Genomic DNA, 24,674 nt, shown 5'->3' with positions numbered 1-24,674 from the left:
ATCACGGCGGCGTTCTGGCGTCACTGTGGATCAGACACCCTGTCACACCGGAAAACCAAGCGCGCAAGAAGCCGATGCGTTAGCACCGCGATCGACGGATCTCGTCTATCGCGCCGATCTCGACGGCGGCATAACCCGCAGACCGGGCAAACGCGCTTTCCTGTACTTCGATGCCGGCGGCCGGCGGATTACCGACCGGGCGGAGCTCGACCGGATCGCCGCCCTTGCCATCCCGCCCGCCTATACCGATGTGCTGATCTCTCCCGATCCGAACTCGCATCTGCAGGCAACCGGACGCGACGCCAAGGGCCGCAAGCAGTATCGCTATCATCCCGAATGGTCGGCCGAGCGCGACAAGGCCAAATTCGCCCTGCTGCCGGACTTCGCCGCCAGGCTGCCGAACATCCGCGAAAAGGTCGACACCGACCTGCGCCTTAGAAAACCGGGTATGGACAAGGCCCTGGCGACGGTCGTCTGGCTCCTGGACAATCTTTATATCCGTGTCGGCAATACCAGTTATGCCGAAGAAAACGGTTCCTACGGACTGACGACACTGCGCAACCGTCATGTGAAGACTGAAGGCTCCAGCGTTCATTTCAATTTCAAGGGCAAGTCGGGCAAGGAGTGGCGCCTCAGCTACAACGACCGGCGGATCACCAAGGCGATCCGCATGCTGCAGGAATTGCCGGGCCAACAGTTGTTCCAGTATCTCGACGAGGACGGCAATCGCCGTCCGATCCGCTCCCAGGACGTCAATGCCTATATCCGTGAGGCCTGTGACGCCGACTTCTCCTCACGCCAGTTCCGCACGTGGGGCGCGACCTGTATGGCAGCGACGGCATTGGCGGCCATTGAACCTGGCCCGAGCCAGCGGCAGCAAAAGCGGCAGATCAACGATGTTATCGACGCTATCGCGGCACGCTTAGTCAATACCCGCGCGGTCTGTCGGTCATCCTATATTCATCCGCAGGTTTTCGAGGATTTCGAGAGTGGTGAACTCGCCGGCCTCCTGCAAATGCGGCCGAGCAGGAGCGAAACGCTGACGCGCTGGATGGATGACGACGAGATCAGGGTGCAGCGCTGGCTGAAGACAGGTTTTGCCGGGCAACGGACGAGTCCAACTGCATAGACGCCGTCGTCCGCTCGCACAGCGTCTAGTCACCTCTCCTTCGTTGTCACGGTCACCAAAGCGCTCACCGGTTTTCCGTCCACGAGAACGGGGCGATGATGATCGTCGGCGAGGAGTATCCCGATGACGTGCGTGCCCGCGGCGTTTGGGCAATGGCCAAAGTGAGCCATGATGAGACTACCGCCGAAATCGCTGTTCATGCTGTTGTATGGCTTCCCGGGAATATTGCAGGTGTCGCCATCGGGATCGATCTTCATATGCACATGACCGCATTGTCTGTTTTTGCCGCACTGCCCCGCGGGAAGCAATGTGAAGTTGCTCCTTACGACGACCCCTATGGCCCTCTCCGGATCGCCTGCGAGCTCAATGACGGAGCCCTTGTTGGGCCAGACGATTTCGAGCGTGGGCCGATCCTGAGCCTGGATCGGCGTGAATGATGCTGCGATGAGGGCAAAGGTGGTAAGTGCGACTGAACGAAACATGGGAACCTCCGTTGGTATGTAATCGACGATTACATGACGGACCTGTGCAAGCAAGAAAATAATCGGTGATTACATAACGATATTGTGATATCGCTCCCGCATGGCCAAGAGTTCAAGCAGCAATGGTCCCGACCATTCCAAGCGTTACCACCACGGCAATCTGGTCGAGGCGCTCATCATCGCAACCGTGGAGATCATCCAGGAACGTGGCGTCGAGCATGTGTCTGTACGTGAGGCAGCGAAACGGGCCGGCGTTTCGCCAGGCGCCCCGTTCCGGCATTTTCGGTCGAAAACGGCATTGTTGACCGCAGTCGCTGAACAGGCGATGGATCGGTTGACAGAGGCTGTCGGGAAGGCCCGGTCAACCGTCGATAGCGCGGATCCGCTCGCGGCCTTCGAGGCAATCGGACACGGCTATTTGCAATGGGCGATCGCTAATCCCACACATTTCCAAATCATCAGCTCCCGCAGCCTAATCGATTTCGAGGCATCGGACAGCCTTCGCAATCAGAACGAAGCCATTCGCCGGAGCATGGTCGATCTCCTTGCCCAAGCGCAGCAACACGGGAAGCTTGCCCGCAATATCGACTTTGATCATCTGGTGCTTGCCGCCCGCGCGCTCGTATACGGTTTGGCACGTATGGCGATAGACGGTCATTTCCCGGAGTGGCATCGATCCGAACCGCCATCCCGTGCAGCACAAAAGGCCCTCAGTCTTTTCATGAGCCAGATGACCATCTCGTCGGACATGGCGCGTTAGGGAGCGCCCAAAAGACCCCTCTCAACGCGTGCGGACAAGCCTGTACGCATGAGATCCTGCGAGCGCCGCCCTTGTCTGAACTATTGCAGACCGATGAAGGCGGTGCGAACGTGCTCGGCGACAGCCAAGACCGGTGCCGACGCGTTGTCGATCACCTGCAGGCCGATATTGTAATGGCCCAATTCCGGAAGGCCCTCCGCATCGCCGAGCGCGACTAGATCGCCCTGCACCAGATAACGCGGCAGCGGCGCAATCGCGAGATCCGCCTGGATTGCGGCGCGCTGGCCGGTCGTATGGGCGCTCAGGAAGGCGACACGGAACTTGCGTCCGGCTCTTGAGAGTTGTTCCACTGCATCGGCTCGCCAGACGCAACCGTCCTCCCACATGGAGATCGGCAACGGTTCGCGCGTATGTGCGGTACCGCATTTCGTTCCGGCCCAGACGAGCTTCTCGGACACGAGGATTTCACCGCCGCCGGTATTTTCACCGGCCATGCTGTTGAAGAGGGCGACATCCATCCGATGTTCGTCGACACGCTTGCGTAGGGCGCTGCTGTTGCCGATGGTCACGTCGACGGTGACGTTCGGATAGGATTCGGCAAAGCGCTTCAGTACTTCCGGCAGGATACGCTCGCCGATATCTTCGGGCGCGCCGACCCTCACGACGCCGTTCATGTCCGGCAGCAGGAAGCGCGAGACCGTCTCGTTGTTGAGCGCCAGCATGCGCCGGGCAAAGCCGAGCAGCACCTCGCCCTTCGGCGTCAGCGATACGGACCGGGCGTCGCGCAAAAACAGAACGCAGCCAAGCATTTCCTCGAGTTTCTTGATCTGCATCGAGACGGCCGACGGCGTCCGGTAGACAGTCTCGGCAGCCGTGGTGAAGTTCCCGGTCTCGGCAATGGCGACGAAGGTTTTCAGGATGTCCAATTCGAGAAGCGGAAGGACATGCCGCAGCATCATGTTCATGGTAAACCTCGTAGATCAGATATTCTGAATGATACCATCACTTCATTTCGTTTGATTGAACCTCATCGGAGCGCGATAGTCAAGTTGCAAACATCGAAGACGTGATGAAAGGAGCTTCCCATGTCCCTGCAACACGACACGACGACAAGCCGGAAGAATGCCGTCAGCCTACGCGCCGGCAGTTTTACATTCGCAATGCGCCAAATGTTTGCGCCCCTTATTCGTCAGGTCAGCGAGAGGCACCACGCTCGCAAGATCGAAGAAACGCGCAGAACCGCTGAGCGCGAGATCGCCACCTTGCCAGCCAGCCTGCGGCAGGATCTCGGCTTCGCCCACGGCACCGTTATCGAGCGTGAGCGGCCCTGATAAAAAGCGGTGAACAGCACGCATTCGCATCGGGCTCGCCAGGTCGAGCCCGATGACGCACAAGCGGAGCCCCGCCACGACGGCTCTTGGAAACAATGGCATTGACCTCTAAACTCTTCCTCTTGGCTGCGCGAAGGCCGCCGGGGGAATGAGGGAGGAGCCTTGCAGTCCGTTAGATACCGCCTTGTCCTGGCGATTTGCCTGATTCCCGCCCTTCTCTACGCCGTGATTTTCCAGGGCGGAGCGCTGGCGACACGAAGCTATATGAATGAAGCATCGCTTCAGGCTGGCTCGGCCTTGCGTCTGGCGGTCTCGGCATTGAGCGGACATCTCAGCCGCTACGAACCGCTGCCGGCGCTGATCGCCGATCATGACGGCATCAAGGACCTGGTTGCGCATCCGAACGACAACTCCCTGCGAGAGGCGGCGAACCTCTACCTGAGAGAGATCAACACGTTGCTCGAATCCTCCGACATCTACGTCATGACGATGGATGGCAGCACCATTGCCGCCAGCAACTACGAGCAGCCGACAAGCTTCGTTGGCCAGAATTTCAGCTACCGGCCTTATTTCCAGGAAGCAGCCAAGGGAGACCAGTCGCGGTTTTACGCGCTCGGAACGACCTCCCTGAAACGCGGCTATTACTTCGCCTCGCCGATAAACGTCGACGGCCGAATCAGCGGCGTCATCGTCTTCAAGGTCGATATCGATTCCATCGAGACCTCCTGGCGCGACGGCGAATACAAGATCTTCGTCTCCGACCCCGAAGGCATCATCTTCATGACCGGCAGCCCGGAATGGCTCTATTCCAGCATCCTGCCTCTGAACGCCGAACGCCTGCAAAGGACGCAGGCGTCGCGGCGCTATGCCGAGGCTGAGCTCAAGCCACTTCCGATCAAGCGCAGCGGCCTGGAAGGCCACCAGCTGATGACCACGAACGACCCCGGCGGGCGGGAATATCTGGTGCTGTCGCAATATATGCCGGAAGCTGACTGGACGGTGAACGTCCTGATGGACACGGCCTCCGCGCGCGCCCAGGCGCGCACCACCATCGTCGCCATCGTGCTGTTCCTCTGCCTTGCAGGCCTGGCGCTCGCCATTTTCCTTCAGCGGCGAGCCCGGCTGGAGGAGCGCATGCGCATGCAACTTGAAGCGCACAACGAGTTGGAGCACCGGGTCGAAGAGCGCACTGCCGATCTCGCCCTCGTCAACCGGCGCATCGAGGAGGAGATTGCCGAGCGGCGACTGACCGAGCAGGAACTGCGCAAGACGCAAGCCGATCTCATCCAGGCGGGCAAGCTCGCCGGATTGGGCCAGATGTCGGCAGCACTGAGCCATGAACTCAATCAGCCGCTGGCTGCTGCCAAGACCTACGCCGACAGCGCCGCAATGCTGATCGACCTCGCGCGTGTGGACGAAGCCCGCGACAATGTCCGGCGCATTTCCGGCTTGATCGACCGCATGGCCTCGATCAGCCGCCACTTGCGCAATTTCGCCCGTAAGCCGAATGAGAAACTCGGGCGGGTGGCATTGGATGCCGTCATGGCCGACACGTTCGAAATCGTCGCCGCGCGCTTGAAAACAGCCGATGCCGATCTGCAGATCGATCTCAGTGATGCGCCGCTAGTGAAGGCGGGCTTCGTGCGACTGCAGCAGGTCCTCGTCAATATCGTCACCAACGCAGCGGATGCAGTAGAAGGCTTGTCCGACCGACGCATTCACGTTTCAGCGGAACATCTCGACGGCAAGGTCATCCTGACGATCAGGGATCACGGCCCCGGTGTGCCAGCAGCGATCGCCGAGCGCATCTTCGACCCTTTCTTCACCACCAAGGGCGTCGGCAGGGGGCTCGGCCTTGGCCTCTCCATCTCCTACAACATTATCAAGGATTTCGGCGGCAGCCTGTCCGTCTCGAACCATACCGAGGGTGGCGCCCTGTTTCGCATCGAACTGGAAGCCGCCACGGTGGCGCAGGAGGCGGCCGAATGAGTGAAACACGCGTCCTTCTGGTCGACGACGAAGAGGAAATGCGCCATTCCACCGCGCAGGCGCTTGGTCTGTTCGGGCTTGACGTCGACACATTTTCCAGCGCCGAGGATGTGTTGGAGCTGATCGGCTACAGTTTTTCCGGTGTGGTCGTCAGTGACATCCGCATGCAGGGCATGGACGGCATGACCCTTTTGCAGCGCGTCCGCGAGGTGGATGCGGAAATCCCGGTGATCCTGGTCACCGGCCATGGCGATGTGCAGCTGGCCGTCAAGGCGATGCGCGAAGGCGTCTACGATTTCATCGAAAAGCCCTTTACCGCCCAGCATCTGGCAGCCATCGCCCGCCGTGCCATGGACCGGCGCAGCCTCGTTCTGGAAAACCGCCGCCTGCGGGCGGTAGCTGGCAAGCGCGATGACATCGAGGCAAGACTTCCTGGCCGGACCCAGGCGATGGTCGATCTGCGTTACCGGCTGCGTGCCATCGGCGCCACCGACGCCGATACGCTGATCATCGGCGAGACCGGAGTCGGCAAGGAGGTGGTCGCGCGCGCTTTGCACGATATCAGCGCCCGCGCCGACCGGCCGCTGATCGCAATAAACTGCGCGGCCTTGCCGGAAAACCTGATCGAAAGCGAACTCTTCGGCCATGAGGCCGGCGCCTTTCCCGGCGCGCTTCGCCCGCGTTACGGCAAGTTCGAACATGGCCGCGGCGGCACCATCCTGCTCGATGAGATCGGCTCCATGCCGTTCGACCTGCAGGCGAAGTTTCTGCGGGTGCTGCAAGAGCGGGTCATCACCCGCCTCGGGTCGAACGAGCCTGTGCCGCTCGACGTTCGCTTCATCGCCACCAGCAAGGTCGATCTCGAGGCGGAGGTTGCCGCCGGTCGCTTTCGCGCCGACCTGCTCTACCGGCTAAACGTCGCGACGCTGCACGTGCCGTCGCTCACGCAGCGTAAGGCCGACATCCCGCTCCTCTTTCTCCAACTCGTGCGCGAGGCGGCGGCACGCTATATGCGCAGCGACGTCGACGTACTGCCTGAAATGATGACCGAGATCGCCGAGCGCTCATGGCCGGGCAATGTCCGCGAGCTGCGAAATGCCGCCGATCGGCTCGTACTGGGGCTCGACCCGAAACCGGACGAGACGTCGGTTCCTGCGGTGCGGCTAAAATTGGCCGACAAGGTGGCTGCATACGAACGCAGCATCATCGCTGGCGCGCTTGCGGCCAACGGCGGCAGCTTGCGGCCGGTATATGAGCAGCTCGGCATCTCGCGAAAGACGCTTTACGAGAAGATGCAGCGATACGGTCTCGACAAGAAGATACCGATCACGGATGACGATTACGTCGCCTGAGCGCAATTGGGTGGAAATCCACCCATCCAAAACGCCAGTTGTTTCTGATCTCACCCATGATGCACCGCACACATTGAGAAAAAGGAACGAACGCATCGGCAAAACCGTTGCTCTCTTTTTGATATCGGTCGCAAATGATGCATCCAGGATCGGCGCGGGAGGAGCTGCGCCAACTGGCCACATATTCATCCGGGAGGACTTCGATGAAAATCTTCAAAGCCATGCTTGGCATGACGGCTCTTGCTGCCGTCTCGCTCATTTCCGTTTCTGCACATGCCCAGACCTATCCCGAGCGCACGATCACCATGGTCGTCCCTTTCTCGGCTGGCGGACCGACAGATACGGTCGCCCGTCTCGTCGCCGAATCCATGTCGAGGGATCTCGGTCAGCAGATCATCGTCGAAAACGTCGGCGGCGCTGGCGGAACGCTCGGTGCCGGCCGGGTGGCACAGTCCGATCCGGACGGCTACACCCTGCTCCTGCACCATATCGGCATGGCGACCAGCGCCACGCTTTATCGCAAGCTCGCCTATGACACGCTGAACGCGTTCGAATATGTCGGCCTCGTCACCGAGGTGCCGATGACCATCGTCGCTCGCAAGGATTTCGAGCCGACCGATCTCAAGGGCCTGATCGACTACGTCAAGGCCAACAAGGACAAGGTGACCGTCGCCAATGCCGGCATCGGTGCCGCCTCGCATCTCTGCGGCATGATGTTCATGAGCGCCATTGAAACGCCGCTCGTTACCGTCCCCTACAAGGGCACCGGCCCGGCGATGACCGATCTGCTCGGCGGCCAGGTCGATATCATGTGCGACCAGACCACCAACACGACCAAGCAGATCCTCGGCGGTACGATCAAGGCCTATGCCGTCACCTCGCCGGCGCGCCTGCCCGTCCTCCCGGACGTCCCGACAGCAGCCGAAGGCGGCCTGCCGGAATTCCAGGTCGGCATCTGGCATGGCGTCTATGCGCCGAAGGGCACGCCGGCGGAAGTGGTCGAACGTCTGTCGAAGGCGCTACAGGTCGCGTTGAAGGATCCGAACGTCGTTGCCCGCTTCGCCGAGCTCGGTACCGTCCCGTCCTCGGAAGCCGACGCGACGCCGGCAGCCCTGAAGGCCAAGCTCGAAGGCGAGATCGCCCGCTGGAAGCCGGTCATCGAAGCAGCCGGCCAATACGCCGACTGATCCTTGTTCCCGTCATGACAAGGGCTTGGCACGTCCTGCGCCTTTCTCCTCTCTCGGGGGAAGGCGCCCGTTCACCTCTCTTCCCTTCGCTATCCTTTCAAGAGATGATGAACGTTGACGACTGGGCCGATTTCACGGAGGCACTATGAAACCCTTATCCTTCGACACGACCAATACGCTGTGCGGCGCGCTCTTTATCGGCACCGGCGGCTTCTTCGCCTATCAATGCCTCGGTCTTGAGCTCGGCACGGGGCTGAGAATGGGGCCCGGCTATTTTCCGCTGATCCTCGCCGTTATCCTGACCCTTCTTGGTTTCGTCATCCTGATCCAGGCGGCGCGCGTGCACGGCGAACCATTCGGTCCGATCGCCTGGCGCGGCATGATGTTCATCCTGCCCGCACCGATCTTTTTCGGGCTGACAGTGCGCGGCCTCGGCTTCGTGCCCTCGTTGTTCTTCACCACGCTGATCGCCTGCTTCGCCTCCCACCGCATGAAGCCGCTGACCGCGATCGTGCTCTCGATCGCGCTGACCTTCTTTTCGGTCGGCGTGTTCAGTTACGCGCTCGGCCTGCCCTTCCAGCGCTTCGGCCCCTGGGTCAGATTCTAGGACATCGTCATGGACCTTTTCAGTAATCTCGCACTCGGCTTCTCCACCGCAGGTTCGCCCGAAAACCTCCTGTTCTGCCTGATTGGCGTGCTGCTCGGTACGCTGATCGGCGTTCTGCCCGGCATCGGCGCCACGGCGACGATCGCCATGCTTTTGCCGATCACCTTCCAACTGGAGCCCGTCTCCTCGCTGATCATGCTTGCCGGCATCTACTACGGCGCCCAATACGGCGGCTCGACCACGGCGATCCTGATCAATATGCCGGGTGAATCCTCCTCCGCCGTCACCGCCATCGACGGCTACCAGATGGCCCGCAAGGGTCGGGCCGGCGCAGCATTGTCGATCGCCGCCCTCGGCTCGTTCTTCGCCGGGACCGTCTCGACTTTCCTGGTGGCGATCTTCGCCATTCCACTCACCGGCATCGCGCTTCAATTCGGGGCCGCCGAATATTTCTCGCTGATGGTCGTCGGCCTGGTCTCGTCGATCGCGCTCGCGCATGGCTCCATCGTCAAGGCGCTGGCCATGGTGGCGCTCGGCCTGCTGCTCGGCCTCGTCGGCACGGACATCTATACCGGCACGCCGCGCTTCACCCTCGGCATCCGCGAATATGCCGACGGATTGAACTTCGTCGCAGTCGCCGTCGGCGTCTTCGGCGTCGCCGAAATCCTGCGCAATCTCGAGGGCGAGAAGACCCGCACGGTGCTGATGGCCAAGGTCAGCGGCCTTTTGCCGACGCGCGACGATTTCAGGCAGATGTTCGCACCGGTCCTACGCGGTACCCTCATCGGTTCGGCGCTTGGCATCCTGCCGGGCGGCGGCGCCATCCTTGCAGCCTTTGCCTCCTATACCGTCGAGAAGCGGCTTTCGGCGACGCCGGAGGAATTCGGCCGCGGCGCGATCGCCGGCGTCGCCGGACCGGAATCGGCCAACAATGCCGGTGCGCAGACATCGTTCATTCCGCTTCTGACCCTTGGCATCCCGGCCAATCCGGTCATGGCGCTGATGGTCGGCGCGATGATCATTCAAGGGATCGTGCCCGGCCCGAATGTGGCTATCGAGCAGCCGGCGCTGTTCTGGGGCATCATCGCCTCGATGTGGATCGGCAACCTGATGCTGGTCGTGCTCAACCTGCCCCTTATCGGGCTTTGGGTGAAGCTGCTCACCATCCCCTACTACGTTCTTTTCCCGATCATCATGGCCTTCTGCTCGATCGGGGTCTACAGCGTCAATTCCAACGTCTACGACCTCTACGCCGTGGCCTTCTTCGGCATCGCAGGCTACCTGCTGGTCAAGCTGCGCTGCGAGCCGGCGCCGCTGCTGCTCGGCTTCGTTCTCGGGCCGCTTTTGGAGGAAAACCTGCGCCGGGCGATGATCCTGTCGCGCGGCGATCCGATGACGTTCGTCACACGACCGATCAGCGCCTTCCTGCTGTTGATGGCGCTCGCAGTCCTGGTCGTCGTGTTCCTGCCGGCCGTCAAAGCCAAACGCGAAGCGGTTTTCCAGGAAGAGGATTGATCTACCCGTCGCCGACACGCATGACCGGCTTGCCGGGCATACCGGTCATGCGTTCAACATCGCGGTTTATCCAAAAACAAAGGCCGGTTTTCCGAGCCTTAACTGCGAATTTCAACCAGGATGCTCAAACGATGCGGAGCACCCCGCCACCGGCTTAGCCTTAAAAACAACCAAAAAATTCTAAGGAAAACGGGTGGGGAGCCAAGCTGTTTCTCTACTTTCGAGGACCTGACAAAGATGTTTCGAGCCTCACGAAGCATCATGATATTTGATGCATGAGATCAATTATATTCGCTTGAATGATGAATGGCCGTGCGGCATTACTCTTTCATGGTCGCGACCTTTTGAAGCCTCCCAATCAAAAGGAAACCAGAACATGGCATTCTTCAGTCTAGAACATACACCCGATCCAAGGCATTCGTCCTTTGTGGCTGGCCTTGCGGGCCTGCGCGCTCGCGCCGTCGCATCCTGGCAGCGTCACCGCGCCGAGCGCGTTCTCGAAAGCCTTTCCTATGATACGCTCAAGGACATCGGCTTTCCGACCATCGACATGGCCGAAGACATGGCCGACAAGGATACGCCGGCCAAATGACGGATCGGACACCCGTAGCGACCGAGGGCAATCCTCCGTGTCGAACAAATGTGAATGACGCATGAAAAGGGCATTTCGACCATGATGGCGAAATGCCCTTTTTCATTTTCCGGCTACTCATCACGACGGGCCGGTGCCACCCCGTTCCGCGTAGTCTGTTTCCGACACGTTCGCCGCAGCAAAGTATGTCGCAAATTGCAAACTGAACATGACAATGCGCATTGGTGGCATTCCTTGCTCCTCTAGACGCAAGATTTGAATGCGACATTTTTGTCGCCGAGAGTGAAAAAACTGGGTGCTTTTTAGGGCTCATGCCGATTTTCGCAGCAGATTGTTCGATGTCGCAAACATTTATTTCTTTGCAGTCGCTCGCGTCCATGCCAATGTCGTTTTCAGAAAAGCCAGATGCCGCTTTTCCGCGTGACAAATGCAACATCTGCGGCGCATGGAACCCTCTCAATGAACAAGCCATTGACCAAAAAACGTTCGCTCGTCTTCTTCCTGGTCCCGAACTTTTCCATGTTGCCGTTTTCCGCGGCAATCGAAACACTTCGGATCGCCAATCGCATGCTGGGCTATGAGGCCTATACCTGGCGGCTCGCCTCCACCGACGGCACCCAGGTCCTGTCGTCGAGCGGCATCGGGCTTGAGGTCAATACCTCGCTTGCCGATGAACGCAAGTTCCTCGGCGGCGAGAACCGGCCCTCGATGGTTCTTGTCTGTTCCGGCATCTATGTCGAGGACTTCAACAACAAGTCCGTCAATGCCTGGCTGCGTGAAGTCTACAATCGCGGCGTCTCGGTCGGCAGCCTCTGTACTGGCGCGCATGTGCTGGCGTCAGCGGGTCTGCTGACGGGCAAGCGCTGTGCGATCCACTGGGAAAACCTGCCCGGCTTTGCCGAAAGCTTCCCGCAGGTGGATGTCTATGCCGACCTCTATGAAATCGACAGCAACATTTACACCTGCGCCGGCGGCACCGCCTCGCTCGACATGATGCTGAACCTGATCGACCAGGATTTCGGCGAGAACCTCGTCAACCGCGTCTGCGAACAGGCGCTGACCGACCGGGTGCGCGGCCCGCACGACCGCCAGCGGCTGCCGCTGCGTGCCCGCCTCGGCGTCCAGAACGCGAAGGTTCTGTCGATCATCGAACTGATGGAAGGCAATCTCTCCGAGCCGCTGTCGCTTCTCGAAATCGCCGACGGCGCCGGTCTGTCGCGGCGCCAGATCGAGCGGCTGTTCCGGCAGGAAATGGGGCGCTCCCCGGCCCGCTACTACCTGGAAATCCGGCTCGATCGCGCCCGCCACCTGCTGGTGCAATCAGCCATGCCGGTGGTCGAGGTGGCGGTCGCCTGCGGCTTCGTTTCCGCCTCGCACTTCTCGAAGTGTTATCGCGAACTCTACAACCGTTCCCCTCAGCAGGAGCGCGCCGAGCGCAAACTCACGCTGCAGGCAGCGCGATAAAACACATGGTTCGATCTTCGGATCAGACATGACGGCGAAACCCGCCGCGGTTCAGGACACCATGGCCTTGAGAACGGTCCGTTCGGAAACGATCCGGTTACGGCCGTCATATTTAGCCATGTAAAGGAACTGGTCGGCGGCGTGCAGGTAGTTGTCGAAGGTTTCCGGTCCCTCGATCGTGGCAAGCCCGATCGATATCGTGATCGATAGTTCCTCGTCGTCGGCTATCACCTTGGCTCCCGCGATATCAAGGCGCACAGTCTCGCAGAAATCATGGGCCGCGGAGACGTCGAGTTCGTTGAAAAGGATGCCGAACTCCTCGCCGCCGAGGCGGGCGAGCATGTGTTCGTCTCCAATCAGCGCGCGAAGGCGTCTTGCCACCGTCTTGAGCACAAGATCACCGACCTCGTGGCCATAGGTGTCGTTCAACCGCTTGAAATGGTCGATGTCGAGGATGGCGATCGAGGTCGTCCTGCCATGCCGCAGGCATTGATCGACCATTCTTGGACCGTATTGGAAAAAGTAGCGGCGGTTGTAGATGTCGGTCAGATAGTCGCGAGCGGCAAGGCGGTGCAGGGCCTGAATGCGCTTCTGGATGTTTGCGACCTGAAACAGGCGGCCGTTGAACTCCTCAACGAAAAGCGGCTTCTGAATGAACTCCGTGCCGCCGCTTTGCAGGAACTTGGCGGCATGGGCCCGATCGTCGGAGGCAGCGACGACGCTGACGGCATCCTCGCCATGTCGCTGACGAATTTCAGCGAGCAGGCCGTAGGCCGTCATGTCGCAGAGCGCGATATCGCACAGCACCATGTCGATGTCGTCGCGGGCGTCGAGCAAGCGCAGAGCCTCGGCGCCGCTGCCGGCCTCGGTCACGTTGAATTGCTGCTGCCGCAGAAGCGCCAGAAGCTCGGCGCGCGAGGCCTCCTCGGAATCGGCCAAAAGAACATGGGTGCGCCCATTGGTCAGCGCCCGATCAACGACCGAAATGAGGTGACCGATGGAATCCGGCTGGTTCTTGATGACGCAATCCACGACATTTCGATTAAGGACGGTATTCCGAGTGCCATCATTGAACGAACCGGTAAACACGATCGCGGCGATGCTCCTGGAGATCACATAGTCCAACGCCTCGCAATTCGGCGCGTCGGGAAGATTGAGATCGAGGACCGCGAGAGAAAATTCGCCATAACCATCGTCCACAGCACTGCGAAGAGCCGAAAGCGACGAGCAATGGGTGACGGAGAGACCGTGGATGGTTTCCAGTGCGTATTTGAGCACCGTCGAGAACATGCGGGAATCCTCGACGAGAAGCATTCGCCGGCCCGAATGCTTCTGCACGCTGTTTCCCAGCCCCGACACTTTGCGAAAGCCCACGTTCCTGCCAGTCCCATATGAGCGGCAGGCGCCGCTATCGCTGAACGCTGGCTCTAACATTTTTACGATAATGGATTTGTGAGCGGAATGACGCCGCTCCCCATCCTCGTCCCCACGCCATCAAATCCACTTGTGATTGCAAATTCGTTAATTGCTCATGCCTTACGGCAAAAATCACCACCCGCGCACGGAAAATGTTGCCGCTCGGTGCCTGATCTCAGGCCTTACGGGCAATTTTTGCACCCAAAGTCTGGATTTTCGTCAAGGTGTCGAGATTCTGGTTGACGCGGCAGTAGAACTCTTCGTTGACGAACGGGCGCAGCATGAAATCGTTGCCGCCCGCCTTCAGAAACCGTGCCGACAGGAGCCGGTTGTCGGAGGACGAAACGCCGATGATCCGCAATTGATGTGGCCCATATGCCGCGCGGATGCGGCGCGTCAGCTCGAAACCGTCGATATCGGGCATGTTGTAATCGGTGATGACCAGGCCGATGTCGGAATGCTTCTTCAGCAGTTCCAGTGCCGCAGCGCCACTTTCGGCGGAGCTCGTGCGGAAATTGTAGCGCTTCAGCTGCGTCGTCAGCAGCGCGCGCGCCGTCGGGCTGTCGTCGACGATCAGCACGTGATGCTGGTGGTTCGTCAGGAACCGGCAGACGGATTCGGCCAGCATGTCGACGGCAAAAACGCTGTCCTTGATGACGTAGTCGACAATGTCCTGGGCGAGGATCGTCTCGCGCGTGCTTTCCTTGAAGGTGCCGGTGAAGACGACCGTCGGCACGCTCATCTCGATGAGATAGGACAATGCCTCGCCGTTCTCGGCACCAGGGAGATTGATATTGGAAATGGCAAGCGTTGCCGCAAAGGAGGCGTTTTCAACGGAAAACTGCAGTTCCTCATAGTCACGGCAGACGATCACGTCGATGTCGAGAAGTTCCTTCAGCCGTTTGGAAACCATGGCGGAGAAGAGATTGGAGTCCTCTGCAAGCACAATGCGATGCTGCTGCAAGGATTCACCGGAATAGTACATTCCGGACACGCCGAAAAATGACATAGATCGCCTATCTGAAAAGATTGTCCCCGAGGCCCAAGCTACGCAGAAAGGTTTTCGCAGTCGTTAATCGCTTGCTGAAATACGCGACCAACCTCAGGCAAAAAGATGGCAAGCCTGAAGCCGTCTTTCAATCATCTGAGCGTCGCTGTTCGGATCCAAACGCACTCTCTTCGATGACCTGTTGCCGAGGAGAGTTCGAAGGATCTTCGATCTTCGGCTTTGCGCCGATTTCGGCATATCCGGGCTTCAGATCGCCCTTCGCAACGCGCCTTGCCGGGTCGATGCGGCAGGCCGGCCAAGGATTCCGAAAATCTGTCGCGCAACGCGTTCGCCTCCCTCAAACTGGCGTCTATCCGCCTCATGCTGCGAAGGCTCTGTTCAAACGAATAACTTTCCGGACTCTCTCGGAGAGACGACCGGCATGTGCCGCCCTACCGCCGCGCCACTGCGGCGAGAGAACCTTTTTGAACACTTTCGCTCATGAGGAGAATTGCGTTGCGAGTAGATTTTTCCAAACTTTGACCCGCTTTATGCTGCCGTCTGCATTCCGTTTGATTGAATGTGCTCGCATATCTGGAAAATGGTTGCATTGAAGATCACGTACGATCGCTCGCGCATCTCCGAAAGGAGCAACAATGTCCATAAACCAAAGATTAGGGCCAGAGCGCCATTTATTCGGCGGAGGATTGATACCGCGTTCCGACAGAATCTGATGACATTCGTCATCGACCAGAGCCCAGGTCACAAATGCCGACGGACGTCCAAGATCATTTAGAGGCTGCCTCAAAAAGATTTGAGTGATTTCAGTCAGTTGTGATTCCGTCGGATTTGCAAAGATTCGATGGAGATCACGATGGCCTGGACTGAAACCACCCGGCGCAATTATGTCCGGCGGACGAGCGGATATGCAAGCGATGTCACGGATCGGGAATGGGATTTTGTTGCGCCGTTCATGCCTGCGCCACGGCGTCTGGGCCGTCCGCGCAAGACTGATTTGCGCGATGTTTTAAACGCCCTTCTCTATATCGCTTCGACAGGCTGCCAGTGGCGGATGCTGCCGAAGGACTTTCCGCCCTGTTCGACGGTGCAGCGGTATTTCTATGAATGGCGGGCAATGGGTCTTTGGCCACGGATCAACCATCACCTCGTCATGGAGGCGCGGGAACTGGAGGGGAAAGAAGCCTCGCCGACAGCAGGCGTGATCGACAGCCAAAGCGTTAAAACGACTGAAAGCGGTGGTATCCGTGGCTTTGATGCTGGGAAGAAGATCAAGGGCCGCAAGCGCCACATCATTGTAGACACGCTCGGGCTGATGGTCGGCCTCATGGTGCACAGCGCCGATATCCAGGATCGCGACGGCGCTCCCGATCTCCTGAAATCCGTCAAAAACCGGTGGCCGTGGTTGCTTCATGTCTTCGCTGATGGCGGCTATGCGGGCGACAAGCTCAAAAAGCGGCTACAGAAAATCGGGAAATGGACACTCGAAATCATCAAACGTTCCGACAAGGCCAAGGGTTTTGAAATCCTGCCGCGCCGCTGGGTCGTCGAGCGGACCTTCGCCTGGCTGGGGCGATGCCGCAGGCTGGCCAAGGACTTCGAAAAATCCGTCGCTTCAGCAGAAGCGTGGATAACCATCGCCCACATCCGCATGCTCACAAGACGCCTTGCAAGATATGGATATCGTTGAAGCCTTTTCGAGTCCGACTCTTAGATAAACCTTAAATTGTCCTGCATCAAGCGCTGGGACCAGGTACAATCCCAACTCCTCCACCGTAAACTGGTAAACGATCGTGTCCCATCAGGTGGTGTAGGTCCTGAGGTTTAGGCGGCCATCAGTGTTTTCCATTTAGGGTCGGGTTGTTCAAGACCAACCTGATGGAAAGATCACCGATGACCAATGACATGATGAACGTGCGTTCGCTTGTTGAAAAGAGCGCCGATGCGGATTTGTTACGCGAGATGATTGGCTTTGCGGCCGAGCGGTTGATGGAGCTGGAGGTTGGCGGCGCGACCGGTGCTGGTTTCGGTGAGAAGAGCCCGATGCGGCTCGCCCAGCGCAACGGCTACCGTGACCGGGACTGGGAGACGCGGGCCGGAACCGTCGAGCTGCGCATTCCTAAGTTGCGCAAGGGCAGCTACTTCCCAAGCTTTCTAGAGCCGCGTCGAATGGCGGAGAAGGCTCTGACGGCCGTCATTCAGGAAGCCTATATTCAAGGCATCTCGACGCGCTCGGTTGATGATCTGGTCAAAGCCATGGGCATGAGCGGCATCTCCAAGAGCCAGGTATCGCGGCTATGCGAGGAGATCGACGTCAAGGTGAAGGCGTTCCTCGACAGGCCGATTGAAGGTGACTGGCCATACATCTGGATCGATGCCACCTATCTGAAGGTCCGCCGCGGCGGGCGCATCGTTTCCGTCGCCGTCATCATCGCCGTCGGCGTCAACAGCGACGGGCGGCGTGAGGTCCTTGGTATGGAAGTCGGCACGTCCGAAGCCGAGCCGATCTGGACAGAGTTCCTGCGCCGGCTGACCCGCCGAGGATTGCGTGGCGTGAAGCTTGTCGTCTCCGATGCGCATGAAGGCCTCAAGGCGGCTGTCACCAAGGTTCTCAATGCCACCTGGCAAAGATGCCGGGTCCACTTCATGAGGAACGTCCTGGCACATGCCGGAAAGAGCGGCAGGCGCGTCGTATCCGCCTTCATCGCAACGGCCTTCGCCCAGGAGACCTCGGAGGCAGCCAGCGCTCAATGGCGCAGCGTCGCCGATCAGATCAGGCCGAAAGTTCCAAAGCTCGCCACCATCATGGACAATGCCGAAGAGGATGTGCTCGCCTACATGACCTTCCCGAAAGAGCACCGGGCAAAGCTGCATTCGACGAATCCAATCGAGCGTCTCAACGGCGAAATCAAGCGCCGCACCGAGGTCGTTGGCATCTTTCCGAATGACGAAGCCATCGTCCGCCTCGTCGGCGCATTGCTGCTCGAACAGAATGACGAATGGGCCGTCCAACGCGCCCGGTACCTGACACTTGAGACCATGGCGCAAATGAGCGATGATCCGCAAATCAGTCTGCCCGCTGTGGCCCGCTGATATCCCTCCGGCCCTATGTCGGAAAGCACGGCCTTCAGCCGCGACCTACACCACCTCCAGGGACACGATCTCAATTGCGATAGCAGTCATCATGCCGAATACCTCGAAGAAGCCATATCGCCTACCTTCGGGCGCACCCTCCACATGATTGAACACTCGTCTCTCCACTTTCTCTTGAATACGCACCGGTGCTCACTTTCAAATCGCCAGTAGAACACTGTATTTTCATTATGTTACAATCTATTGAACCTACCGTGGCTTCAACGGGATAACGGAATCTGACCATATGTCATTGGCCAGACTGACTAGAGATTTCGAATTAAGTGGCCAAGGTCAAGGCCTCATCAGGGCAATTTTATCCGTTTAGCGCACTAGTCATAGAAGTTTCAATTATCCACAAACACCCCCTTGACGTGCATCAGGGCACATGTAGAGTTGCAGCCGTGCGAGCGGCACAATCGACATAACATTCTGTTACATGATTGAAACCAGGAAAAAAAATGGGAAGCGGTAACTCAGGTCATGGTGGCGGTGAAGAACGGGTAAACCGGAGGGACAAGACCAGCAGGGTTGGCAACCATCGCGATGGTTTGAGCGATGCCGGGCGAACGGCAAGAGATCGTGATCCGGATGGTAACTACGGCTTCAATGATCATGCTTGGAGCAGCTTAAACCGGCAAAGTTGCGGCAGTTGCCACACGAGCGATCCAGGGCGCTTCTCACAAGGCGGTAGATAAGACTCTTGTGAATTAGGAGGCTCACGCCCCTAGACCTGACATCTAGGGGCGTGTCTGTGTGCGAGGACCGAACAATTATCCGAATATTCTATCTTTTCACCTTGGTGGTTGCAGTCGTCACGGTCGTTAACGCTACCGCGAACTTGGTCAGCAGCAAGCGCAATGAATACAACTCGCTCGTCGACAAAGCTCTCTACGAGAATGGCGTCATGATTAACTACATCGCCACCAGCAAATTTTCTAGAGATGATAGCGCATCTGAGTTCAAAGTGGCGATAGATGCCAGCATCCCAGGGGTTTATTCCCAGTACATACAGTCGGCGTATGAATTTCTTGCTCGGGTGAGCGGTCGCGCCGTTGTATTCGATATTGTATCAACCGCCGGTGACGTTTTCAGCCGAAACGATCGCTACATATATATTGGAAGAGAAGATTATTACTATAATCATAATATTAAACAAAATCCATTTGTCAGTAAGTTGAAGTCTTCAATTAATCGAGAATTTCCAAACGGTAAGGATAGGATATTTTGGGAAGATCTTAATGCGCGATTGGGAATTTTTTTTGGAACGCCTCTGTTCTTCAATGCTGAATTTTCGTCGATTGACTATGACGCCGTCATTCTGCGAGGTGCTAAACACCTGCTGGACAACAAACGCATTGAAAAAACAGCAGTTTATGTAAATATCCCTAAATTAGACGGCTTAAACACAACGGAGATTGACGCATTCACAAAGTATATCTCCATTCAGGAGATATTTCAGGAGTATAACTTGGCATCAGATATCGCGGATGAGGCCTTGAAGCTGAAAACGATACTATACGATCATGACGTAGTGCTAAAAGATTCCACTGGGGCGCTTCGCTTGGCGGAGTTGCACAGGAATGCAGCAGCTGGACTTTGCCTGTATGATGTGATGCTGACGTCTCAACTGTACAACGAGGGAAGTGGGCTCAAACCGATCGGAGCTTTATCTTATCTGAAAATGTACATGGAGGCCTATTGGTATCGCCTGACTTCGTCTGCCGATTTGTTTGATAGCCGGTGCTGGTAAATCGTTGGCCTGGTGGATGAGCATCTGAAAATGATAATCGACAATAAGTCGCACAGGTAAGTTGGAATGATTAATATAGAATCCGCATTAATTGCGTTGTCTTTGTACATTTTGGTGTGGGATAAACTGCCTTATTGGGGAAGTTGGTTTAACAATACTTTAAGTAGATGTCCGGTTTGGATCCAAACGCTATATGATCAATGGAGATGGACACCTCTTAAAACCTCCCCTTTTTGCGGAATTCGTGATTCACTCCGGCAGTGTGATTTGCAGGGAGCGGATGATGCGGGGACAGCCTGGCTTTTGGGATCTGGACGAGCGTTACGAGCGCTTGAGTGCGGTAGGAGATCCGCTTGAGAAGCTCAACGCGATTATCCCCTGGGCTGTGTTCGAGAAGCGTTTGGCGAAGGCACTGAAGCGATCCGACGGATCGAAGGGCGGTCGACCTGCTTTCCCGTCGGTTTTGATGTTCAAGATCCTGGTGCTGCAGGCGCTCTACAATCTCTCCGACGACCAGGCAGAGTTCGTCATCCAGGACCGGTTGTCATTCATGCGGTTCCTGGGCCTGTCCTTGTCCGAGAAGGTGCCCGACGCCAAGACGATCTGGCTGTTTCGGGAAAGCCTGGTGCGGGCCGGTGCCATCGATAATCTGTTCGCCCGTTTCGACAAACATCTGTCGCGGTCCGGCTATCTGGCCAAGGGCGGTCAGATCGTTGACGCGACGATCATTCAGGCTCCCAAGCAGCACAATAGCCAGGACGAGAAAGCGGCGATCAAGGCGGGCGAGATCCCCGAGGGCTGGAAGGACAAGCCCGCCAAGCTCGCACAGAAGGATCGTGACGCCCGTTGGACGATGAAGTATTCCAAGGCGAAGCAACCGACAGAAACGCCGACATCAACAGCGACCCGGCAGCACGACATCGCCATTCCGATGTTCGGCTACAAGAACCATGCGGGCATCGACCGGGCGCACGGCTTCATCCGCGGATGGACGGTGACGAGTGCGTCTGCTCATGACGGCGCTCAACTCAGAAACGTTGTGACCAAGGACAACACGGCATCGACGGTCTGGGCCGACAGCGCCTATCGTTCGAAGACCAATGAGGAATGGCTGAAGGACAATGGCCTGAAGTCGGATATCCATCAAAGGAAGCCGAAGGGCAAACCGATGCCGGAAGCGATGTCGCGGGCCAATGGTAGCCGAACGCCGCTTTTCTGGCACGAAACTGTCCGCGCCCGTTGGAGGTATCGTTGATGGTCTAAAGATTCATACGGTCGGCGGCGTTGCTCAGGCGGGAGACGAACTTATGCGCATTGTGCCTGCGAATAGTGGTATTGAAGTGGAAGCAATCTTCACCAACAACGACATAGGATTCCTCGCCCGAAGACAGCCCGCCAACGTCAACCTGGATGCCTTTCCGGCGGCAAGGTTTGGCTTTGTAAAAGGCCACGTCATCGACGTTTCTGCCGACGCAACGGAGCTTGTTCCATCCAAGTGGGGATTTGTGGTTCGAATTGCTCTTGAAACCCCATATCTCGACGCTCCCTTGACCCGCCAAGCCCTGCGCCCCGGAATGACGGCGTCGGTTGACGTCATCACCGGAGAGCGGCGCTTAATCAGCTATTTCTTTGCACCGATTGTTGAGACGATCCAGGGTAGTTTAGGTGAGCGGTAGCGCCCATCCCCTGGGACTTCATTTTGTATCGTTAATCAAATAATTCGCGAGCATTGTGCCGACCATTCAAAATCCTTGTCAATAACAAATGTTGAAGCCATCGAGATACCAGCGGCCATTCATTGCTGTAGGGGCAGACGAATTCGTCCGGTCATACCAACCCTCATTGACTAATTATTTCACGACCGCCGAACCGTTGACGATCTCGATGGTTTCATCGCCCTGCAGGCCAATGCGGTCGCCGCTCGGCGTCGTGATGAAACAGCCGCTGGGGCAGATCGATTCCGTGCCGCCGGCACTGATTGCCACTTCCATACGGCTTTCGCCTTCAACGACAACAAGCACGGCAGCCTCACCATCCGTGTTGGTCACGGTGGCTGACCACGCAGGCGGAGCCGTGAGTACAGTCAGAACACATGCACTTACGAATGTTTTCATTGCCCATCAGCGCCCCAGCGCCGCCCCTCTTGGCGTCTCGCGGTTCCAGGCGACGTACCCGGACGAGACGAGACACCCCTTCAGCCCGACTTCAACGTAACTCACGCCGGAAGAATTGCATGATAAATATTGCGGGCCGGCTGAATAGAGGCTGAATGGCCGCGCGGCTTGGGCTACGCAGCCATGAAAAAGCGCGCCTGCTCGGTTTCGGGCAGGCGCGCCAAGATCGTTGGCAGATGGTCTATCGTACCGTCTGGGAGGATCAGCTCCGGGGCTTCAGGTTCTGCGGATCGTAAAGCGGCTTGTAGCCGACACCTGCCACCTCAACCGGGAAAATCTCACCGAAATACTCGACGTTGAGCTTGCGCCCCTCCTGGCAATAGGCCCAAGGCAGATAGGCAAGCGCGATGTTCTTGCCGATGGTCGGGCCATAGGCGACCGAGGTCGTGTAGGAGCGGCGGCCGAGTTCGTCGATCAGCGTCTCGCCGGACGCAGGGTCCATCACCGGCATCGAGCCAACCGGATAGCGGGCCACGCCCTTGGCGTCGACATTGTCGCTCATCACCAGCGTGCAGAGCATGGCCGGCTGGTGGTCGCGGGCCTTGTATTCCAGATGCTTGGTCTTGCCGCGGAAATCGGCTTCCTTGACCTTCGGACGCGCAAGGTCGCACTCGATGAGGTTATACTGGGTGATGAGGTCGGCGTTCTGCAGGCGCAGGCTCTTTTCCATGCGGCGCGAATTGGCATAGGTTTCGACGCCGAAGGCCATGACGCCGGTGGAGCGCAGCGCGTCCCATACGGCGAGGCCGTCCTCGTATTTCATATGCAGTTCCCAGCCCTGCTCGCCGACATAGGAGATGCGGAAAGCAGTGACTTGTCTGCCGCCGATCTCGATCTGCTTGATCGCGGCAAAGGCGAAGTTTTCCGGATTAAGACCGGCCGGATTGGCGACGACTTGTCTCAGCGTCTCGCGGGCGTTCGGGCCCCAGATGCCGATGGTGATGAACTTCTCGGTCACATCGGTAATTGTGACGTCGAGGCCCCGGTCTTCGGCGACGCGGCGCATATAATGGAAGTCGCGCGGGCCGGCATCGGCGCCGTTGATCAGGCGGCAGCGGTCGGCCATGCGGATGACGGTGAAGTCGGCCCGCACCATGCCCTCGTCGTCGAGGAAGTGGGTGTAGATACCCTTGCCGATATTGTTGTCGCCGCCGATCTTGGCGGCGCACAGCCATTCCAGAAGCTCGACATGATCGGGTCCCTCGATGTCCACCATATGGAAATGCGAGAGGTTGACGATGCCGCAATCCTCGCTCATCGCCAGATGCTCGGCATTGGAGACGCGCCAGAAATGCCGGTTGTCCCACTCGTTCTCGCGAACCGGCACGCGGTCGCCATACTTTTCGAGCAGATGCTCGTTGGCGGCATAGCCATGCGCACGCTCCCAGCCGCCGAGCTCCATGAAGTAGCCGCCGAGTTCCTTCTCGCGCTCGTGGAAGGGCGAGCGCTTGACGCCACGGCTGGAGGCATAGGGTTCGCGGGTATGCACGGCCGGGAAGTAGATCTTCTGGGCGGCCTCGTAGCAGCGGTTGGCGATGAACTCTTCCGTCAGCTGGTGCGGATAAAAGCGCGCATAGTCGATGCTGTTGTGGTCGATCTCGGTACGACCGTCCGTCATCCAGTCGGCGATCAGCTTGCCGTAGCCCGGGCCGTCCTTGACCCAGATGGCGACGCAGTACCACAGGCCGCGCACCTTCTGGCTCTCGCCGCAGGACGGGCCGCCGGCGGCAGATACCTGCAGCAGGCCGTTGAAGGAGTGACCTTCGTTATAGCCGATTTCGCCGAGGATCGGAGTGAGTTCCATGGCGCGCTCGAGCGGCTCGATGATCTGCTCCATGTCGAGGTCGCGCTGCGAGGGTGACAGGCGCGCCTCGTGCTTCTCGAGCAATTCGCGCGGATGGCACATGCGCGGATTGTCCTTCTCGTAGTAACCCCATTCGATCTGGCCGCCTTCCGTGGTCTTCGGGTCGCCGGTGTCGCGCATATAGGCGGAATTGCCCTGGTCACGCAGCAGCGGATAGCCGATTTCCTTGCCGGTGCCTTCGAACTCGTTATACGGACCGAAGAAGGTCAGCGGATGATCGACCGGCATGACCGGCAGGTCTTCGCCAACCATCTCAGCGATCAGGCGACCCCAAAGACCGGCGCAGACGATAACGTGATCGGCCATGATCGTACCGCGATGGGTGACGACGCCCTTGATGCGGCCGTTTTCGACGATCAGCGACTGGGCCGGCGTATTGCCGAACATCTGAAGCTTGCCCGACTTCTCGGCGGCATCGACCAGCTTGCCGGCAACCGTCTGCGAGCGCGGAACGACGAGGCCGGCGTCGGGATCGAACAGGCCGCCCATGACCTGCTCTTCCTCGATCAGCGGGAACATTTCCTTGATCTCGGAAGGCGAAACATAATGGGCGCGGGTGCCGAACGCCTTGGCGGAAGACAGCTTGCGCTTGATCTCTTCCATCCAGGTTTCATCGCCGGTGCGCGCGACTTCAAGGCCGCCGATGCGGGCGTAATGGCCCATCTTCTCGTAGAAATCGATCGAGTACTGCGTCGTCCAGACCGAGAGATAATCGTGGCTCGTCGTATAACAGAAGTCGGAGGCATGCGCCGTCGAGCCGATGTCGGTCGGGATGCCGGACTTGTCGATGCCGACGATGTCGTCCCATCCCCGCTCGATCAGATGATGAGCGATCGATGCGCCGACGATACCGCCCAGCCCGATAATAACGACCTTCGCCTTTTGAGGAAATTCTGCCATTGCGTACGACCCTGATTGAAT

Annotated in this window: 23 protein-coding genes and 1 pseudogene; 17 read left to right on the top strand and 7 right to left on the bottom strand. The window is 58.4% G+C overall.

Features of this window, described 5'->3' with window-relative positions:
* Nucleotides 1-25: 25 nt before the first annotated feature.
* From ACSQ2Z_RS09480 to ACSQ2Z_RS09470, 3 genes are all read left to right on the top strand, one after another.
* Nucleotides 26-1,129, top strand: coding sequence for a DNA topoisomerase IB (locus tag ACSQ2Z_RS09480; protein ID WP_436080970.1), 1,104 nt, complete (start codon nucleotides 26-28; stop codon nucleotides 1,127-1,129).
* Nucleotides 1,130-1,224: 95 nt separating this feature from the next.
* The gene (locus ACSQ2Z_RS09475; protein ID WP_436080969.1) at nucleotides 1,225-1,566 is read left to right on the top strand and encodes a hypothetical protein; all 342 of its coding nucleotides are present in this window, start codon (nucleotides 1,225-1,227) and stop codon (nucleotides 1,564-1,566) included.
* 145 nt (nucleotides 1,567-1,711) lie between these two features.
* Complete coding sequence (locus tag ACSQ2Z_RS09470) at nucleotides 1,712-2,371, top strand: TetR/AcrR family transcriptional regulator (RefSeq protein WP_436080968.1); 660 nt, start codon at nucleotides 1,712-1,714, stop codon at nucleotides 2,369-2,371.
* A gap of 80 nt (nucleotides 2,372-2,451) precedes the next feature.
* Here the strand turns inward: ACSQ2Z_RS09470 and ACSQ2Z_RS09465 are convergent, their stop codons facing one another.
* Entirely contained in the window at nucleotides 2,452-3,336 is an 885-nt protein-coding gene (locus ACSQ2Z_RS09465) for a LysR substrate-binding domain-containing protein (RefSeq protein WP_436080967.1), read from the bottom strand.
* A gap of 120 nt (nucleotides 3,337-3,456) precedes the next feature.
* Between ACSQ2Z_RS09465 and ACSQ2Z_RS09460 the strand changes: the two genes are divergently transcribed.
* The 8 genes from ACSQ2Z_RS09460 to ACSQ2Z_RS09425 all read left to right on the top strand — a co-directional run bounded on the left by ACSQ2Z_RS09460 (nucleotide 3,457) and on the right by ACSQ2Z_RS09425 (nucleotide 12,408).
* Nucleotides 3,457-3,702: a hypothetical protein gene (locus tag ACSQ2Z_RS09460; protein WP_436080966.1), complete on the top strand. Its 246-nt coding sequence runs from the start codon at nucleotides 3,457-3,459 to the stop codon at nucleotides 3,700-3,702.
* Between the two features lie 162 nt (nucleotides 3,703-3,864).
* On the top strand, nucleotides 3,865-5,691 hold the full coding sequence (locus ACSQ2Z_RS09455; RefSeq protein ID WP_436080965.1) for a sensor histidine kinase: 1,827 nt from the start codon (nucleotides 3,865-3,867) through the stop codon (nucleotides 5,689-5,691).
* Nucleotides 5,688-7,043 carry a sigma-54-dependent transcriptional regulator gene (locus tag ACSQ2Z_RS09450; protein ID WP_436080964.1) on the top strand — a complete coding sequence of 452 codons (1,356 nt, stop codon included), beginning with the start codon at nucleotides 5,688-5,690 and terminating at the stop codon, nucleotides 7,041-7,043. Before ACSQ2Z_RS09455 ends, ACSQ2Z_RS09450 begins: the two co-directional genes overlap by 4 nt.
* 203 nt (nucleotides 7,044-7,246) lie before the next feature.
* Nucleotides 7,247-8,230 (top strand): tripartite tricarboxylate transporter substrate binding protein BugD, encoded by a 984-nt coding sequence (locus ACSQ2Z_RS09445; protein WP_436080963.1) that lies wholly within the window; start codon nucleotides 7,247-7,249, stop codon nucleotides 8,228-8,230.
* Between the two features lie 145 nt (nucleotides 8,231-8,375).
* On the top strand, nucleotides 8,376-8,837 hold the full coding sequence (locus ACSQ2Z_RS09440) for a tripartite tricarboxylate transporter TctB family protein (protein ID WP_436080962.1): 462 nt from the start codon (nucleotides 8,376-8,378) through the stop codon (nucleotides 8,835-8,837).
* A 9-nt stretch (nucleotides 8,838-8,846) separates the two neighbouring features.
* Nucleotides 8,847-10,352 (top strand): tripartite tricarboxylate transporter permease, encoded by a 1,506-nt coding sequence (locus tag ACSQ2Z_RS09435; protein WP_436080961.1) that lies wholly within the window; start codon nucleotides 8,847-8,849, stop codon nucleotides 10,350-10,352.
* 376 nt (nucleotides 10,353-10,728) lie between these two features.
* Nucleotides 10,729-10,944 carry a hypothetical protein gene (locus ACSQ2Z_RS09430; protein ID WP_436080960.1) on the top strand — a complete coding sequence of 72 codons (216 nt, stop codon included), beginning with the start codon at nucleotides 10,729-10,731 and terminating at the stop codon, nucleotides 10,942-10,944.
* 459 nt (nucleotides 10,945-11,403) lie between these two features.
* A complete protein-coding gene (locus ACSQ2Z_RS09425; protein WP_436080959.1) occupies nucleotides 11,404-12,408 on the top strand; it encodes a GlxA family transcriptional regulator in 1,005 nt (334 codons plus the stop codon).
* Between the two features lie 51 nt (nucleotides 12,409-12,459).
* Here the strand turns inward: ACSQ2Z_RS09425 and ACSQ2Z_RS09420 are convergent, their stop codons facing one another.
* On the bottom strand, nucleotides 12,460-13,746 hold the full coding sequence (locus ACSQ2Z_RS09420) for a GGDEF domain-containing response regulator (protein WP_436080958.1): 1,287 nt from the start codon (nucleotides 13,744-13,746) through the stop codon (nucleotides 12,460-12,462).
* Between the two features lie 253 nt (nucleotides 13,747-13,999).
* A complete protein-coding gene (locus tag ACSQ2Z_RS09415) occupies nucleotides 14,000-14,833 on the bottom strand; it encodes a response regulator (protein WP_436080957.1) in 834 nt (277 codons plus the stop codon).
* 276 nt (nucleotides 14,834-15,109) lie between these two features.
* Here ACSQ2Z_RS09415 and ACSQ2Z_RS09410 point away from each other — a divergent pair.
* Nucleotides 15,110-15,223: pseudogene (locus ACSQ2Z_RS09410) on the top strand (IS5/IS1182 family transposase); the annotation flags it as partial.
* A gap of 88 nt (nucleotides 15,224-15,311) precedes the next feature.
* Here the strand turns inward: ACSQ2Z_RS09410 and ACSQ2Z_RS09405 are convergent.
* Nucleotides 15,312-15,620, bottom strand: coding sequence for a toxin-activating lysine-acyltransferase (locus ACSQ2Z_RS09405; RefSeq protein ID WP_436080956.1), 309 nt, complete (start codon nucleotides 15,618-15,620; stop codon nucleotides 15,312-15,314).
* A 66-nt stretch (nucleotides 15,621-15,686) separates the two neighbouring features.
* Between ACSQ2Z_RS09405 and ACSQ2Z_RS09400 the strand changes: the two genes are divergently transcribed.
* Both ACSQ2Z_RS09400 and ACSQ2Z_RS09395 read left to right on the top strand, forming a co-directional pair.
* Nucleotides 15,687-16,520 (top strand): IS5-like element ISRm4-1 family transposase, encoded by an 834-nt coding sequence (locus ACSQ2Z_RS09400; RefSeq protein WP_436080270.1) that lies wholly within the window; start codon nucleotides 15,687-15,689, stop codon nucleotides 16,518-16,520.
* A gap of 203 nt (nucleotides 16,521-16,723) precedes the next feature.
* Entirely contained in the window at nucleotides 16,724-17,923 is a 1,200-nt protein-coding gene (locus tag ACSQ2Z_RS09395; protein WP_436080955.1) for an IS256 family transposase, read from the top strand.
* A gap of 515 nt (nucleotides 17,924-18,438) precedes the next feature.
* Here the strand turns inward: ACSQ2Z_RS09395 and ACSQ2Z_RS09390 are convergent.
* Nucleotides 18,439-18,579 (bottom strand): hypothetical protein, encoded by a 141-nt coding sequence (locus tag ACSQ2Z_RS09390; RefSeq protein WP_436080954.1) that lies wholly within the window; start codon nucleotides 18,577-18,579, stop codon nucleotides 18,439-18,441.
* A 290-nt stretch (nucleotides 18,580-18,869) separates the two neighbouring features.
* Here ACSQ2Z_RS09390 and ACSQ2Z_RS09385 point away from each other — a divergent pair, with 290 nt between their 5' ends.
* From ACSQ2Z_RS09385 to ACSQ2Z_RS09375, 3 genes are all read left to right on the top strand, one after another.
* Nucleotides 18,870-19,715: a hypothetical protein gene (locus ACSQ2Z_RS09385; RefSeq protein WP_436080953.1), complete on the top strand. Its 846-nt coding sequence runs from the start codon at nucleotides 18,870-18,872 to the stop codon at nucleotides 19,713-19,715.
* A gap of 283 nt (nucleotides 19,716-19,998) precedes the next feature.
* Entirely contained in the window at nucleotides 19,999-20,970 is a 972-nt protein-coding gene (locus ACSQ2Z_RS09380) for an IS5 family transposase (protein WP_436080952.1), read from the top strand.
* Nucleotides 20,909-21,391 (top strand): HlyD family efflux transporter periplasmic adaptor subunit, encoded by a 483-nt coding sequence (locus tag ACSQ2Z_RS09375; protein WP_436080951.1) that lies wholly within the window; start codon nucleotides 20,909-20,911, stop codon nucleotides 21,389-21,391. The genes ACSQ2Z_RS09380 and ACSQ2Z_RS09375 overlap by 62 nt, the downstream gene beginning before the upstream one ends.
* Before the next feature lie 174 nt (nucleotides 21,392-21,565).
* On the opposite strand, the gene ACSQ2Z_RS09370 is transcribed toward ACSQ2Z_RS09375, so the two are convergent.
* Together ACSQ2Z_RS09370 and ACSQ2Z_RS09365 are read right to left on the bottom strand one after the other, a co-directional pair.
* Nucleotides 21,566-21,829, bottom strand: coding sequence for a hypothetical protein (locus ACSQ2Z_RS09370; RefSeq protein WP_436080950.1), 264 nt, complete (start codon nucleotides 21,827-21,829; stop codon nucleotides 21,566-21,568).
* Nucleotides 21,830-22,091: 262 nt separating this feature from the next.
* On the bottom strand, nucleotides 22,092-24,653 hold the full coding sequence (locus ACSQ2Z_RS09365; RefSeq protein WP_436080949.1) for a GcvT family protein: 2,562 nt from the start codon (nucleotides 24,651-24,653) through the stop codon (nucleotides 22,092-22,094).
* Nucleotides 24,654-24,674 lie beyond the last annotated feature (21 nt).

Source organism: Pararhizobium sp. LjRoot235 (genome assembly GCF_964254145.1).
GTDB lineage: Bacteria > Pseudomonadota > Alphaproteobacteria > Rhizobiales > Rhizobiaceae > Pararhizobium.
Note: the sequence above shows the minus strand (reverse complement) of the source record. Positions and strands in the feature narration are given on the sequence as shown.

Coding starts and splice junctions, on each gene's coding strand:
- ACSQ2Z_RS09475 (WP_436080969.1), top strand. CDS start 1,225: ATGATGATCGTCGGCGAGGAGTATCCCGATGACGTGCGTGCCCGCGGC.
- ACSQ2Z_RS09470 (WP_436080968.1), top strand. CDS start 1,712: ATGGCCAAGAGTTCAAGCAGCAATGGTCCCGACCATTCCAAGCGTTAC.
- ACSQ2Z_RS09465 (WP_436080967.1), bottom strand. CDS start 3,336: ATGAACATGATGCTGCGGCATGTCCTTCCGCTTCTCGAATTGGACATC.
- ACSQ2Z_RS09460 (WP_436080966.1), top strand. CDS start 3,457: ATGTCCCTGCAACACGACACGACGACAAGCCGGAAGAATGCCGTCAGC.
- ACSQ2Z_RS09450 (WP_436080964.1), top strand. CDS start 5,688: ATGAGTGAAACACGCGTCCTTCTGGTCGACGACGAAGAGGAAATGCGC.
- ACSQ2Z_RS09445 (WP_436080963.1), top strand. CDS start 7,247: ATGAAAATCTTCAAAGCCATGCTTGGCATGACGGCTCTTGCTGCCGTC.
- ACSQ2Z_RS09440 (WP_436080962.1), top strand. CDS start 8,376: ATGAAACCCTTATCCTTCGACACGACCAATACGCTGTGCGGCGCGCTC.
- ACSQ2Z_RS09435 (WP_436080961.1), top strand. CDS start 8,847: ATGGACCTTTTCAGTAATCTCGCACTCGGCTTCTCCACCGCAGGTTCG.
- ACSQ2Z_RS09430 (WP_436080960.1), top strand. CDS start 10,729: ATGGCATTCTTCAGTCTAGAACATACACCCGATCCAAGGCATTCGTCC.
- ACSQ2Z_RS09425 (WP_436080959.1), top strand. CDS start 11,404: ATGAACAAGCCATTGACCAAAAAACGTTCGCTCGTCTTCTTCCTGGTC.
- ACSQ2Z_RS09415 (WP_436080957.1), bottom strand. CDS start 14,833: ATGTCATTTTTCGGCGTGTCCGGAATGTACTATTCCGGTGAATCCTTG.
- ACSQ2Z_RS09400 (WP_436080270.1), top strand. CDS start 15,687: ATGGCCTGGACTGAAACCACCCGGCGCAATTATGTCCGGCGGACGAGC.
- ACSQ2Z_RS09395 (WP_436080955.1), top strand. CDS start 16,724: ATGACCAATGACATGATGAACGTGCGTTCGCTTGTTGAAAAGAGCGCC.
- ACSQ2Z_RS09390 (WP_436080954.1), bottom strand. CDS start 18,579: ATGATCATTGAAGCCGTAGTTACCATCCGGATCACGATCTCTTGCCGT.
- ACSQ2Z_RS09385 (WP_436080953.1), top strand. CDS start 18,870: ATGATTAACTACATCGCCACCAGCAAATTTTCTAGAGATGATAGCGCA.
- ACSQ2Z_RS09380 (WP_436080952.1), top strand. CDS start 19,999: ATGCGGGGACAGCCTGGCTTTTGGGATCTGGACGAGCGTTACGAGCGC.
- ACSQ2Z_RS09375 (WP_436080951.1), top strand. CDS start 20,909: ATGGTAGCCGAACGCCGCTTTTCTGGCACGAAACTGTCCGCGCCCGTT.
- ACSQ2Z_RS09370 (WP_436080950.1), bottom strand. CDS start 21,829: ATGAAAACATTCGTAAGTGCATGTGTTCTGACTGTACTCACGGCTCCG.
- ACSQ2Z_RS09365 (WP_436080949.1), bottom strand. CDS start 24,653: ATGGCAGAATTTCCTCAAAAGGCGAAGGTCGTTATTATCGGGCTGGGC.